This is a genomic window from Corynebacterium aquatimens (genome assembly GCF_030408395.1).
In the GTDB taxonomy this organism is placed as follows: domain Bacteria; phylum Actinomycetota; class Actinomycetes; order Mycobacteriales; family Mycobacteriaceae; genus Corynebacterium; species Corynebacterium aquatimens.
The window spans coordinates 2404312-2418595 of record NZ_CP046980.1; the positions used below are offsets into that span (position 1 = coordinate 2404312).

At 62.5% G+C, this 14284-nt stretch carries 8 protein-coding genes; 4 read left to right on the forward strand and 4 right to left on the reverse strand.

The genetic code is table 11. The annotated features are described in order from the left end of the window. Positions 1-71: 71 nt before the first annotated feature. Both CAQUA_RS10595 and CAQUA_RS10600 read left to right on the forward strand, forming a co-directional pair. Positions 72-1301: an LCP family protein gene (locus tag CAQUA_RS10595; protein ID WP_196825149.1), complete on the forward strand. Its 1230-nt coding sequence runs from the start codon at positions 72-74 to the stop codon at positions 1299-1301. 486 nt (positions 1302-1787) lie between these two features. Further along, on the forward strand, positions 1788-6425 hold the full coding sequence (locus CAQUA_RS10600) for a Rib/alpha-like domain-containing protein (protein ID WP_196825148.1): 4638 nt from the start codon (positions 1788-1790) through the stop codon (positions 6423-6425). 98 nt (positions 6426-6523) lie between these two features. Here the strand turns inward: CAQUA_RS10600 and CAQUA_RS10605 are convergent, their stop codons facing one another. The 3 genes from CAQUA_RS10605 to CAQUA_RS10615 all read right to left on the reverse strand — a co-directional run bounded on the left by CAQUA_RS10605 (position 6524) and on the right by CAQUA_RS10615 (position 9814). Then, positions 6524-7942, reverse strand: coding sequence for an amino acid permease (locus CAQUA_RS10605; RefSeq protein ID WP_435383927.1), 1419 nt, complete (start codon positions 7940-7942; stop codon positions 6524-6526). A gap of 113 nt (positions 7943-8055) precedes the next feature. Beyond that, the gene (locus CAQUA_RS10610) at positions 8056-9009 is read right to left on the reverse strand and encodes a DUF5926 family protein (RefSeq protein WP_196825147.1); all 954 of its coding nucleotides are present in this window, start codon (positions 9007-9009) and stop codon (positions 8056-8058) included. Beyond that, on the reverse strand, positions 9002-9814 hold the full coding sequence (locus CAQUA_RS10615; protein ID WP_196825146.1) for a glycerophosphodiester phosphodiesterase family protein: 813 nt from the start codon (positions 9812-9814) through the stop codon (positions 9002-9004). The genes CAQUA_RS10610 and CAQUA_RS10615 overlap by 8 nt, the downstream gene beginning before the upstream one ends. 196 nt (positions 9815-10010) lie before the next feature. Here CAQUA_RS10615 and CAQUA_RS10620 point away from each other — a divergent pair, with 196 nt between their 5' ends. After that, positions 10011-11897, forward strand: coding sequence for an alpha/beta-hydrolase family protein (locus tag CAQUA_RS10620; RefSeq protein WP_196825145.1), 1887 nt, complete (start codon positions 10011-10013; stop codon positions 11895-11897). A 676-nt stretch (positions 11898-12573) separates the two neighbouring features. Next, positions 12574-13473: a type IV toxin-antitoxin system AbiEi family antitoxin gene (locus tag CAQUA_RS10625; RefSeq protein WP_196825144.1), complete on the forward strand. Its 900-nt coding sequence runs from the start codon at positions 12574-12576 to the stop codon at positions 13471-13473. A 126-nt stretch (positions 13474-13599) separates the two neighbouring features. Here CAQUA_RS10625 and msrA read toward each other — a convergent pair whose 3' ends face one another. Next, on the reverse strand, positions 13600-14253 hold the full coding sequence (gene msrA, locus CAQUA_RS10630; RefSeq protein WP_196825143.1) for a peptide-methionine (S)-S-oxide reductase MsrA: 654 nt from the start codon (positions 14251-14253) through the stop codon (positions 13600-13602). Between the last annotated feature and the right edge of the window lie 31 nt (positions 14254-14284).

Genomic DNA, 14284 nt, shown 5'->3' on the forward strand with positions numbered 1-14284 from the left:
ACAGTCACGTTCGTGCTCAACTCTCCGCTAGCCTCAACCATCCATCAAGGTTGCACCGTTAGGCTCTGACCATGCCTATCACTCCGCACTCGAATGATCCCCGCGACAACCTGGGTGATTACGTGATCGGTGCGGACGGAAAACCCATCGTGGACCGCTACGGCCGCCCCGTGCTCAAGCGCCCCGCACCAGCCCCGCAGCACACAACCCCGCAGCACAACCGCCCCAAGCAGTACATGCCCAGCGAGGAGCCCCAGGCCACCGAGTACCAGCCCGCCGAGTACCAGCCACGCCGCGTGCCAGACCTCGGCGAGCGCCGCTACCAGCCGAAACAACCACGTCCGAAACAACCACGGCCGCAAAAGCCGCGCCCGAATCAGCAGCGCCCGAACAAGCAGCGCCCGCGCACCCCACGGATCGGCTGCGGCTGCGGCTCACTGATTGCGGTGCTTGTGACGCTGGTGATCGTCGTTACGCTGTTTGCGGACGCGAAGCTCAACCGTGTGGATGCGATGCCGGATGACCACGTGAAAAACACTGCGGGAACGAACTGGTTGATTGTTGGCTCCGATTCACGGCAGGGGTTGAGCCAAGAGGAGGTTGACCGTCTGGGAACGGGCGGTGACCTTGGCCAGGGGCGCACGGACACAATCATGCTGCTGCACATCCCCAACGCGGGCACGGCGACGTTGGTCTCCATTCCGCGTGATTCCTACGTGGAAATTCCTGGGTACGGCTACGACAAGATCAACGCCGCGTTCGCGTTCGGCGGCCCAGAACTTTTGGCCACGACGGTTGAGCAGAACACGGGCCTGCGCGTAGACCATTACGCGGAGATCGGCATGGGCGGCCTGGCCGGCATGGTTGATGTCGTTGGCGGCGTGGAAATCTGCGTGGAGGAAGCGATCCAGGATCCGTTGGCAAACCTGGATGTCCAGGCAGGATGCCAGAAGATGGATGGGCCGACCGCGTTGGGATACGTGCGCACGCGTGCCACAGCGCAGGGTGATTTGGATCGCGTCGCGCGTCAGCGTCAATTCCTCGGTGCGCTCATGGATCGCGTGCTTTCGCCCGGGGTTATGCTCAATCCCTTCCGCGCGATAGCCCTGGCTACGAGGGGTCCGGGCTTGTTCATCGTCGATAAGCATGATCATGTCTGGCACCTCGCACGCGTCGCGCTGGCCATGCGCGGCGTCCAAACGGAGACCGTACCCATCGGTGGATTTCAGGACACAGAAGTCGGCAGCGTTGTCTTGTGGGACGAGGCTCAAGCCGACGCTCTCTTCGCGCGCTTGCGCTAGCAGCACGCTTATCGACGATCCCCTCCCAACTGCAGCCCGTCTGGTCAGTCATCTGACAAGAAGCTCTCTTCGGATCTGCTCATGTCCTCCTCCAAGGACAAGGGCAGCACCGCCATGGACTGGCTGAGGTTCGCGGGCCGGGCGCACAGTGGTCCGCGCGGTTACGAATCAAACGACACCCCCACTTTCCCGTTGTTCATCCGGGAGGGTGGGGGTGTTGTTGTCTTGGGTCGTTCTTGCATAAAACTTACGTCTCAGTTGTTTATAAGTCACGGGGGTAAGTAGTAGGGGTAGTGATTTTAGCTTTCTAATCAATCATTAAGGTTAGCTCGTGCTAAGTTCTATCTTCGAGAGCAACAGTTTTCACAGATGAACCGCATTATGTGAGGTGAAAAGGGAAAATGTCGCTCCAAAAGGACTAGGAAGCGATTCTTAACCTTTTTCTACTCCCCACATACTGACTTAAGTTTCCTGAAAGGTAACCCAATGTCCAAGATGAACACCGCACGCCGCCGCGGAACCACCATTGCGGCAGCCGCACTGTCCCTGGCGCTCGTCGCCCCAGTCCTCCAGCCGATCGCTGCACCGGTGGCACTGCCCGCCGCGCAGGCTGCAGAAGCGACCACGACCGCCACAAGCGCCTCGAATCTGCAGAGCCGGCCTACACAGGTCCTCGAGGCGGACGCGTACGCCAACGGCTACGTCAAGAGCGCGACGGATCTGACCAACGCAAAGCACACGGTTTCCGGTCGCGCGTACGTCTACCGCACCACTTCGGACGCCCAGGGCTACGACCCTTCGCTTTCCACCACCGGCGAAAGCCGCACCCCCGTGCCAGAAGGCACCGTGGTGAAACTCCAGTGGATGGACGACGACGGCGCGGTTTCGCCGATCTACACCGCGAAAACCACGAACACCAAGGGCCGCGACTCCGACCCGAAGAACGTGACCTCAAACTTCAGCCCATCGGGCCCTGGTGCGTACGCATTTGATCTCCGCGAGGGGTTCGTCGACGCTAACGGCCGTAAGCACATCTACAACGCCACGGGCGGCCAGATGGTGAAGATCTGGATTGATCCGTACAAGGATCCGATGACCGGAAACATGCAAAACATGCTGCGTGTTGCGCCGGGTGGTACTCCGGGTACCTTCGGTGCCGCCGGTGGTCTGCTCTGGAACAACCTCGGCTCGTTCCCGTTCGCCGGTCAGAACCTTCAGAGGACTGCAATTTGGATGAACGAGGTCCCCGAACCGCGTAACGACGGTTCGAACTACATGACCAAGCCTCGCAAACAGTGGATCGAGGACAATGCTGGCCCGCTTAAGCGTCTTGCCGGCGGTGAGATTTCCAGCCCGAAGTACCAGACGCCAAAGCAGCCGATCGAATACACCGTAAGCGGTCAGGTCTGGCGCGAAATCGACTTCGGCCAAGGCGTGAGCAAGAGCGCCGTGGGCAACGAAGTCACGCAGACCTTCGACCCCTACGATGCGAAGATCGCAGACGGCAAGTACTCCGTCGTGCTCACCATGCTCACCGAGGAAGCTGCGCAGTCCTACAAGGTTGCGATGAACGGCACCAACCCGGCAAAGCGTGCCGAGGCGACCAAGAAGTGGCTCGAAGACTACCGCGCCAAGGGCCAGGACCCAATCGTCGCAACGGTTAAGGCACCCGTGATCGGTAGCCACTACACCGCCCGCTTCCCCAAGGAAGCCTTCGACAAGACCAACGCGAATTCCATCTACGGCTTCTTGGTCGATGAGAACGAGCAGATTGTGACTTCGTACTCCACCTACAACAATGCTGAGTACGCATACCCACGTCGCAACCGCATGCTGAACCCGAAGAACGGTAGCCTCCAGGCCCCGACCGACATCACGTCGCTGCGTGAGCCGTTCCTGCAGGGCAACAACCGCTGGATCAACGTCAACTTCGCTGCACCGATCACCAATGAGGCACGTATCGACATTCTTGAGTACGACGTCTTCAACAACCCGGCGCCGCACGGCACTCCACTTGAGGTACGCGTTGACGGTGAACTCTCCAACATGCGTAACCGCATTGTGTGGACGAAGAATAACCAACGCAGTGATGACGACGCGACGAAGATCGAGGACACCGCCCTGCAGGTCTGTGAAATTGAGACCGTCGAAGATGCGAAGAAGTGCACCTTCACCGCGTGGGACCTTGATGGGGATAAGAAGGTCAACGACGGTGACGTTCTTACTGCGACGCTGTACTTCGACAACTACCCGATTTCGCGCGACTCCGTGGTCGTCCTGGGCGACAAGCAGAACTCCCAGTACCAGCCGAGCTACCCGCACACTCAGATCCCGAAGGGCGAGTCGCGAGAGATCAAGCCAACCTGGACCGATGGTAAGGGTAACCCCATCAATCCTCCGGTTGACTCCGAGGGGAACGGCCCGACATTCGAGCTCGAGCCCGGCGTGACCGGTATCCCGGAGTCCATCACTGTGGCACCTGACGGCACCGTCGTCGTGACAGGTGAGACACCGGTTGGCAAGTACCAGATCCCCGTCGTTGTGACCTACCCGGATGGTTCACGCGAGATCGTTACCGCCAAGGTCGACGTGGTCAACGGCAGCGACGCGACGAACACCACCCCGCGTTGGGACAACACCTCCACCCCGGCCGGCGAGCCGGTGAAGGTCCCGAACACCGGTGACCCAATCCCTGCAGGCAGCACGGTCGAGGTAACCTCCGACAAGAACTGGACCGTTACCACTACCCCTGAAGGCGTCGTCACAGTCACTCCGCCGGCTGATGCAAAGACCGGCGACAAGTCCACGATCACGGTCACCGTGACGTACCCTGATGGTTCCGTCGACGTTGAGAAGTTCACCGTCACCGTGGACAATAAGGACGGTGGCGACAACGCTGCGACCACCACCCCGAACTGGGACAATCAGGAGACCACGCCGGGTGAACCGGTGAAGGTTCCGAACACCGGTGACCCGCTGCCCGAGGGCACGAAGGTCACCCCGACCATCCCCAACAACCCGGGTGGTTGGACCGTCGATGTAGACGGCGACGGCACCATTACCGTGACGCCGCCGAAGGACTCCCAGGTCGGCGACAAGATCGAGGTCGAGGTCGACGTAACGTACCCGGACGGTTCCAAGGACAAGGAAACCTTCACGGTCACCGTCGTCGATGTTGTGGATGTCTACACGGTTGGGTACCCGAACACCAAGGTCAAGGTCGGCGAATCCGAGACCGCATCCCCGGTGTTCAGCACCAACCCGAAAGAGAAGAACTTCACCGAGGTTCCCGGCGCCAAGAACGACCACGACGGCCTGTGGTCCGTCGGTAAGCCTGGCGTCCGCGACGGAAAAGTGAAGGCTACCGCACCGAACCAGGACAAGCTGGCGAAGGCGTTCACGGACACGCGCGACCGAATCGTTAAGGGCCAGTGCGAACCGGGCAAGGTTGCACCGGAGGACATCAAGAGGATCATCGAGGAGATCAAGAAGCTCTTCTCTGCTGGTACCGCTGTGGATGTCACGTTCGAAGCGGGTGCAACTCCATCGAAGAACGTACCGGTTCGTTTCACGCTGGTGGATGCTAACGGCAAGCCGTTGGCTGACAGTGATGACTGGGATGGCGACGGTAAGAGCAACGAGGATGAAATCCGCGACTGCGAAAACCCGCTCAACCCAAGTGACCAGAAGGCACCGGACTGGAACGACACCTCAACCACCCCGGGCCAGCCTGTCGTCGTGGAAAACACCGGTGGCCCGGTCAAGCCGGGCACCACGGTGGAGATCTCTGATCCCACCAAGGGCAAGGTCGAAATCGACCCGACCACCGGCGACATCACCTTCGTTCCAAGCGACGACTTGAAGCCGGGCGACAAGGTCACCGTTGTGGTCAAGGATCCTGAGGGCAACAAGATCGATGAATTCACCATCGAGATCGTTGCTGAGAACCCGGACTGGAACGACGCGGAAACCCAGCCGAACAAGCCGGTAGAGGTCAAGAATGAAGGCGGCCCAGTTCGCCCTGGCACCACGGTCAAGGTCACGGATCCGACGAAGGGCACTGCGACGATCGATCCGAACAGCGGTGACATCACCTTCACTCCGAGCCCGAACATGGAACCAGATGACGTCGCGTTCATCGTCGTCACCGGACCAGATGACAAGGAGATTGACACCTTCCACGTCACGGTCGTGGTCAGCGAGCCGTACTGGAACGACGCTTCCACCCCGGCGGACAAGCCGGTCACCATCCCGAACGAGGGTGGTCCGACCAAGCCTGGCACCACCGTCACCGTTGAAGGCGGCGAGGGCAAGGGCACCGCGAAAATCGATGACAACGGCAACATCACGTTCACCCCGGGTGACAACGCGAAGCCGGGCGACAAGATTACGGTGACGGTGAAGGACCCGTCGGGCAACATCATCGACACGATCACCGTCACGGTGAAGGACCCGACCAAGGTAGTCGAGCCGCCGATTTACAACTCGGGTACGGATACCACCACGGTGACTACGACGGTGGAGAAGTGGACAGGCCTGTCCAGCCACCTGCCGGACCGCGATCACTGCATCGCTACGCTGGCAAGCTTCGGTATTCCGCTGGCACTGCTGATTCCGGTTGGTATCGTGGCTGCCGCTGGCCTACCGGGTCTGCAGCCGATGATGGACCAGGTCAGCGTCCAGATCAAGCAGGCCAACACGAACCTGCAGCAGTCACTGGGTGTCTTCAACCCAGAGGTCGCCCGCGTGGCAGCGCAGATCGACGCGCAGCTCGCACCGGTCGGTCTGAACCTCGCGCAGGCGGCGATCGGCCTGGCACTGCTGGCAGCCGGTATTGCGGCGATCGTCTCGGTCTACAAGGCCTGTGTTGACCCGAACGGTGTCCAGGTCCTGTCCTCGACTGGCAGCAGCGGACGCGGTGCAGGCAAGGGTTCGGACAAGAAGAAGTCCACGTCCCCGACCACCACGTCGACGACCAGCGCAGCGACTGAGCCCAAGCCGTCTGAGCCCACGTCGACTAAGTCCAAGCCGTCTGAGCCCACGACGACTGAGTCCACGTCGACTGAGCCCACGTCGACTGAGTCCACCACCACGGCCCCGACCACCACGCCGGAGTCGAACTAGTAAATAGCTTGGGTCAGATGGGCTGATCTGACCCCCACAAACGTGGCACCCCCATCTCCTGTCGTTCATCCGGGAGATGGGGGTGCCACCCTTTACGCTTAATGGCCGCCGGGGACGGGGTTGCTCACGCCGGGGACTTTGTGGCGGCCGGTGATGTAGTACATGGCTACGGCAATGACCGAGAAGGCAAGGCCGACAAAGAAGGCCACGCGGAAGTCCGGCAACCACAGCATGATCCCGAAGGTGAACAGGATAAAGAAGATGGCAAAGTACTGGCCCCATGGCCACAACGGGACCTTGTAGTCAAGGGAGGACAGCTCTTCGGGGGACATCTTTCGTCGAGAAGCGAGGTGCGCAAGCAGAATCATGAGCCACACGAAGATGGTGGCGAATGTTGCTAGCGACGCGACGATTTCAAACACGCGGTCCGGGATGTAGGTGTTGGCCACCACGCCGATGACCATGACGGCTAGGAGGATCACGGTGGTCATGACGGGAACACCACGGACGGTTTTAGCCATGACCTTCGGGGCGAACTCCTGCTTGGCCAGTCCGGTGAGCACGCGGCCGGCGCCGAAGAGGTCCGCGTTGATGGCGGACAGCGCGGCGGTAATGACCACGACGTTGAGCAGCGCAGCCGCCCAGTTCACGCCGAGGGCGCTGAAGATCTGAACAAACGGAGACTCGTCGCCGGTGATGGAGCGCCACGGGTTGATCATCAAAATGACCAGGATGGCTAAGACGTAAAACACCAGGATGCGCACCGGGACGGTGTTGATTGCCTTGGGGATGGAGGACTTGGGGTCCTCAGCCTCAGAACCGGCGACGCCGATGATTTCCGTGCCACCGAAGGCGAAGAGCACAAGGATGAAGGACGACACCATTCCGCTGAAACCGTTGGGGAAGAATCCGCCGTCGTTGACCAGGTTCGCAGGTCCGGTGGAGGCGGAATCGGACAGGCCGAACGCCAATACCGCGGCGCCGGCGATGATCATGGCGATCACCGCGCCGACCTTGACCACCGTGAACCAGAACTCGAGTTCACCAAAGGCTTTGGTGCTGGCTAAGTTGGCGGCACCGACGATGAGCAGGGCGGCCACAATCCACACCCACCGGTTCACGTCGGGGAACCAAAACCCCATGTAGATGCCAATCGCGGTGAGGTCCGCCAGCGCCACGATCACCATCTCAAACGCGAACATCCAGCCGGTCAGGTAACCGGCGGCACCGCCCATGTGGGCGCGGGAATATTCGGCGAAAGAGCCGGTAACGGGGTGGCGGACGGACATCTCACCTAAGGCGCGGAGCATGAAATACACCACCGCACCGCCGAGCAGGTACACCAGTAACACGGACGGACCGGCGGCCTGAATCGCGCCGGCAGAGCCGTAGAACAGGCCCGTACCAATCGCCGAGCCCAGCGCAATGAAGTTCAGGTGGCGGGTCTTCAGTCCGCCGCGGCGGACCACCTGCGGCGGTGTGGAACCGGCAGGATCCGTGGGATCGGTTGCGGAAATTACCGTAGTTGGGCGTGGCGCATCGGCGCGCGGATTCTCAGTCACCCGCTCATGCTATGCACACGCACTAAAAATATCCGAAACGGGTCAGCGCATAAACCCTAAAAGGGGGATTAAATGGTCACTTGCCGTGACTTGATGTTCTCCAACTGCTTGCGCTCGTCGGCGGAGAGCTGAGCGTCGTTTGCGTATTCCTTCTCAATCTCTGCGTTGAGGCGCTGAAGATCTGCCACGTACGTGTCGGGGGCGACCTCCGGGTCGAGGTCAAACACCGGCACTACCAATCCGTGGGTGCGGAAGGTTCCGGCCAACTTGGTGCCCTCGCCAAGGTTCAGCTCGCCGCGCGCCGCGATGCGGGCCAAGGCGTTGAGCAGCTGTGCCTCATTGTCGTCGGGGCGCACCCAGCGGATGTGCGCCTTGCCGCCGCCGGGGTTGACCCACCACGCGGAGCCCGCCACGCCGGGGCCAGTGGGCACCTTCGTGGACGGCACAATCGCGGCGTTCGCGTTGTTCAGCGCCTGCGCCAGCTGCGGGTTCAGCCCAGCCGGCCTGTCCCCCGCCGCATCGCCTGACTGCGCAAACCACCAGTTGAAGTCCTCGTGCTCCGTGATCTCCAGTTCGACCGACGGGTCCACCAGGTCTTTCAGCTCCGGCTGGTTGCCGTCAGCGATAGTGGACACCAAGGTCTCGCCCGGCGCGGCATCGGCCACCCAGTTCAGCGCATACGCCAAGTCTTTGTGCGGGTTGTGGGAATGCGCTTGGACCTGCAGCGCTACGAAGCGGTCGCCGCCTTCTTCCTCCGGTCGTCGCAAAGCAGCGCCCGCGCCCGGCAGGACGGTGACGACGTGGACGGGGATTTCCCCGCGAACGGTGACCGTCGTGGTCGCGGACGGCACGAACTCCTGCAGCGCAACCAGGTCGGTCTCCGAAGCGAAGCCCGCAAAGGGCCGAGGGTCTTTCTGGAAAGCCTCGCGCTCTGCGGCGCGTGCAGCTAGCTTCGCTTGACGACGACTCATGCCCTCCGGCACATCCGTCTGCTTGCGATCTTTGCGGTTCCTTTTAGCCATGGAGACCAGCGTACCCACCCGTCGACGCCGCCAGCGCTTCTGGGTAGAGGACCTCTAGCGCCAGCTGTGGCTGGTCGGTAGCGAAGGCGTCCACGCGGTTGTCGCGGCACCAGCGCATATCCGCCGGGTTGTTCACGGTCCAGGTGTAGGTCTTCAGGCCTTTGAAGTGCAGCAGTTCCCGGCGCGCCTTGAGGTGCGTGATGCCTGGGCCCACGCCGTAGGGACGCGAAAGCATGCAGTTGTTTTTGTTCCACTTCTTCTCGCGTAGACGGAACAGGTAATAAGTTTCAAGGTCCGGCACGGCGTCCGCGAAGTAGCGCATCGCGCGGTGGGAGAAAGAGATCAGGTGGACACGCGGGTCCTCCAGCATCCCGCGGTGCCACAGGGTGCGCACGGTCTGCTCATCGACCTCGGGGCCGTAGCGGGTGGGGTGCTTGGTCTCAATGTAGATGTGCTTGCCGGGGTGGTCGTCGAGGATGTCCAGCAGCTCGTCGAGAAGCAGGACGCGCTGCGGGTCCTCCGCCGTACCGTAGTTGAGCTCGCGCATGTCGCTAAAATCCATCTTCGCCACCCGACCGCGGCCGTTTGAGCAGCGGTTAACCGTATTGTCGTGGTGGACCACCAGCTTGCCGTCGCGCGTTAGGCGTACGTCGCACTCGATGCCGTGGATCGGCAGCTTGAGCGCCTCTTGGAACGCTCGCGGCGTCGACTCCGGGTACAGGCCACTCGCCCCGCGGTGCGCGATGATGTGCGGGCCAGCCTCAACGGTTGTTGGCGGTGCTGGCGTAACGACGGAAGCAGTCACCCCACCAACGTTAGGCAGCCAGCCTCGGGATCGCTCTGTTCGCAGGCGTATATAACGTGTTGTTCACCGAAAATTGACCGAGGCGTTCAAGCGAGTTTGGTTTTTCTGTGGCATCGTTCACACTACCGCGCCGAAGTGGCGCCATCTGATCCCGACTGCCCCCTACGCACAAGGGTTTTTTGTCACAATAGGGGGCATGAAATTTCCGTCGCTAAGCATGCTCGGCTCTGTGGCGCTCCACGCACCGCTGATTGCGGCGGAGGTGCTCACGGACCTCACGCCGGGCCTGCGGCTGGCGGGCGTGCGCCGGCTGCCGTCGAATATGGCGGCGGGAATCGTCGGCGCGGAAGCCGCAGCATGGAGCGCCGTCTCCCCCTCGCTGCTGCCGCACCCGTGGTGGGTCACCGCAGCTAACGTGGGCATTTGCCAAACCGCGGGGCACACCGTGGGCACCACTGTCGCGAACGTCGTCGACGCCGTGCAAGGCCAGCTCGGGGTGCGGCCGCCATCCAAGTGGCGGCACAGGCTGTACATGGGCACGCAGATCACCATGAGCTTGGCCACCGTGGGCGCCTACGTCAGCGCCGCTCGCCGCAGGCCAGAGCAAGCCCAGCTTATCGACGACTCCGAGCGCGCCTCCGGCCTCACCTACCTCGGCGGAATCGCGGCTGGTTCCATGGGGTACGGCGCACTGCTGCTGATCGGGGAGGGCATCCAGATTTTCGCCGACACCTTTAATAAGGAACTGCGCCGGTGGATGCCGTCCTACGCCTCGTGGCCACTCGTCGTGGCGGGGCTGGGCGCGCTTGGCTTCCTCCTCGGCGACAAGGTGGTCGTGCGGCGAATCCTCACCAATGCGTATAAGAACGCCGAGGAACTGAACAAGGAATTCCTGCCCGGCGCGCCACGCCCCGTCGAACCGCAGCGTTCTGGGTCACACGCGTCGTTGGAGCGCTGGCGTTTCCTCGGCCGCCAGGGCCGCGCCGTCGTCGCCGGCGGCCCGCGCGCCCGCGACATCGCCGCCGTCATGGGCCCGGCCCCGTCCCCTGGCGGCGCTGCCGGCGCCTCCTCTGCTCCATCCCTCTTTGATGGCGCTGCCATCAAAGAGCCCATCCGCGTCTTCATCGGCCTGAAAGACCGCACGCCGGAGGAGCAGGCCGAAAAGGTTCTGCGCGAACTTGACCGCACCGATGCCTGGTCGCGCAAAGCGATCGCGGTGTTGTCGTCGGCTGGCACGGGATGGATCAGTGACTATCACACCTCTGGCCTGGAGTTTCTCTTGCGCGGCGACACCGCTATCGCGGCGATGCAGTACTCCTTCATGCCGTCGGCGTTTTCCTATGCTTCCGACCGCGAAGCCCCGACGCGTTCGGCATCGGTGCTGCTCGCGGCGATCCAGGAGCGCCTTGACGCGATGCCCGCGGACAAGCGTCCCCGGCTTTACGTCGGCGGCGAATCCCTGGGCGCGTACGGCATCTCCGACTCCTTCGATTCCCCGAAGGCAATGCTCGAGCGTATCGACGGCGCCGTCTTCACCGGCACCCCCGGCTTCACCCAGGCCCATTCGATTTTGACCCAATCCCGCGACAAGGGCAGCCCGGAGCGCGTCCCCGTTGTCGACGGCGGGCGCCACGTCCGATTCGCCGCCCATGAGGACCACCTGCGCCACACTTTCGACGGCTCAGACTACGCCAACGACTGGGAGTTCCCCCGCGTCGTGTTCGCCCAACACGCCTCTGACCCGGTGGTGTGGTGGGACTGGCCCCTGTTGTTCCGCCGCCCCGACTGGCTGCGCGAACCCGGTTCCCGTCGTGTCCCCGCCCCGGACGCCCAGCACCTTGACGTCCTGCATTCCATGTATTGGATGCCCTTTGTCACCTGGTGGCAGGTGGGCGTCGACCAGCTGTCCTCACTCGAGCCCGAGGGCGGCCACGGCCACCAGTACTGGCGCGAAACCGTCGCCTACTGGAACGCAGTCCTGGACGCCGGCGCCACCGAGGAACAGATCGACGCCATCTACGAGTGGATCCACGCCGACTCCACCAAAATCCGCGCGACCAACATCACCGACCCCAGCCGCTAACCCCCACCCCGCCGCCGCGCCACCCCGCCGGCCCCCGCGCACCCCGCCGCCTCGTCCCGCTGGCCCCGCATCACCCCGCCGCCGCGCCCCACTCGCCCCGCCGCGACCCTCCGCGCCCCCCTTTTCGTCTCCAACGCGTCGATCACACGCCCCATTCCTTGAGTGGTTCGGCCACTCAGCGTTACTTTCCAAGGAAAACCGCAGGTCGCGCACCGCGAGTTTCCTTGAGTGGTTCGGCCACTCAAGGAAACGGGCAAACACGGCATGCGCGCGGCCTGTTGCGGCGCGACCCTCCGCGCCCCCGTTTCGTCTCCAACGAGTCGATCACACGCCCCATTCCTTGAGTGGTTCGGCCACTCAGCGTTATTTTCCATGGAAAACCGCAGGTCGCGCACCGCGAAATTCCTTGAGTGGTTCGGCCACTCAAGGAAACGTGCAATCACGGCATGCGGCGCGGCTGGATGTGGCACGTTCGGATGCGGCGCGGCTCGGTGCGTTGCGACCTGGTACATCGCGGCCCGATGTTGCGGCCTGCTGCGTCGCGGCCTGATGCGTCGCGGCCGAGGCAATCACCGCCTCAGACCTGCATGCACGCAGGATGTCCGAACGCTGTTTGGGGGTGGCTCAACCGCTTTCTCCGGAAAGCATGGAACCTTGGCCCAGTTTTCTGAGTCCAATGAATATGGGTTTGAGAAAAAATGATTATGGGGCGTTGCTGGGTGGGGTCGTCGATAAGCGTGATCCTGCGTTTAGAGCATTGATGAAGAAGGGCATGAAACCTGGGACCTTTGTGACGGTAGCGGGCCCGTACGTGTGCGAGCATGCAGCGTACAAGGCGCTTCGACCGTATGAAAAGCACTGGTTGCGCGCGTTTCTTCGGGGGAAGCTGGCCAAGAAGTCAATCGTCATGGGTAAATCGGCGGCTCGGTTGCTTGGGATGCCGCTGATTTTGCGGTCAGAGGAGATGGTCGAGTTTGTCACGAGGGCGACGGGCCATCCGCAGCCGCCGCGGGGGTGTGTGTACCGACGGGCGTCCATCGAGGACCATGAGATCACGACGGTCCACGGTATTGCGGTGACGACCCCCGCGCGGACGGCAATCGACATTGCCAGATACCACGGCTTCGCCGACGGCTTGGTGGCGATGGACGCGTTCCTGCGTGAGTTCGGCACTCGCGAGGAGCTTGAGGCCACGCTGGCTTCAATGCCACGGTTCAAGAACAAAAGGCTCGCCCGCAGCTGCATCGCCTTCGCGGACGCGGATGCGCAGTCAGCGGTAGAAAGTTTCGCGCGCGCAGCGTTGATTGAGGCCGGGATCACCGGCGTTAGCCTGCAGTTTCCTGTCGAGATTTACTTTGTTGACCTGTGCATTGACGGCTGGTTGTTGATCGAAATCGACGGCGCCGTCAAATACGAGGAGGACACCCGTGAGGCATTGCTGCGGGAGCGCCAGCGGGAGAAGAGGATTCTCAACCTGGGGTATCGGATGCTTCGTTTTTCGGCGAAGGAGATCATTGCACATCCCCAGGGGTTTGTCCGGGAGGTTCTCAAGGCCCTGGGGTCCCGGCACACGTAGCTGAGGCTGGGTTTCGCTGAGTGGCCGCACCACTCAAGGTTGGTTGTCGCGGAAACCCCCAGGTCGCGGCTCGCTGAAATCCTTGAGTGGTGCGGCCACTCACGCTTGACGACGGCTCCCCCGCCGCTAAATCCCGCAGGCGACCCCGGTGGAGTGGTGCGGGCAGTACCCGTTAGGCACCTTGTGTAGGTACTGCTGGTGTTCGTCCTCGGCTAGGTAGTAGGTGACGCCGTCGCGCTCGACGCTGGCGACTTCGGTGGTGATCTGCCCGAACCCGGCGCTGCTCAGCGACTGTTGGTACTCAGCGATCCAGCCGCGGATCTGCTCCGCCTCGGCTTCGGTGTCGGTGTAGAACGCGGAGCGGTACTGCGTGCCCACGTCGTTTCCCTGCCGGAAGCCCTGCGTCGGGTCGTGCGCCTCCAGCGCGGCGCGCACGAGATCCTTCAGGCCAACCCGCGCGGGGTCGTAGACCACTTCGACCAGTTCCACGTGGTTCGTCTGCCCCGAGCACACTTCGCGGTACGTCGGGTTGGGCGTCACCCCGCCGCCGTAGCCCACCGACGTGGCCTCCACACCGGGGGTTTCCCAGAACATTTTCTCCGCCCCCCAGAAGCATCCCAGCCCCACGAGCAGGCGTTTGTGCCCCTCGTTCCACGGCCCCGTAATCGGCGTCCCCAGCACAGCGTGGGGCGCGGGGTGCGGCAGAATCGGCTCCGGGCGGCCCGGCAGGGCGTCATGCTTATCGACGAGTTCAGGACTACGACCAAACGGGAAGAACATACCTGTTTAACGGATTGGTAACGGCAAAAAT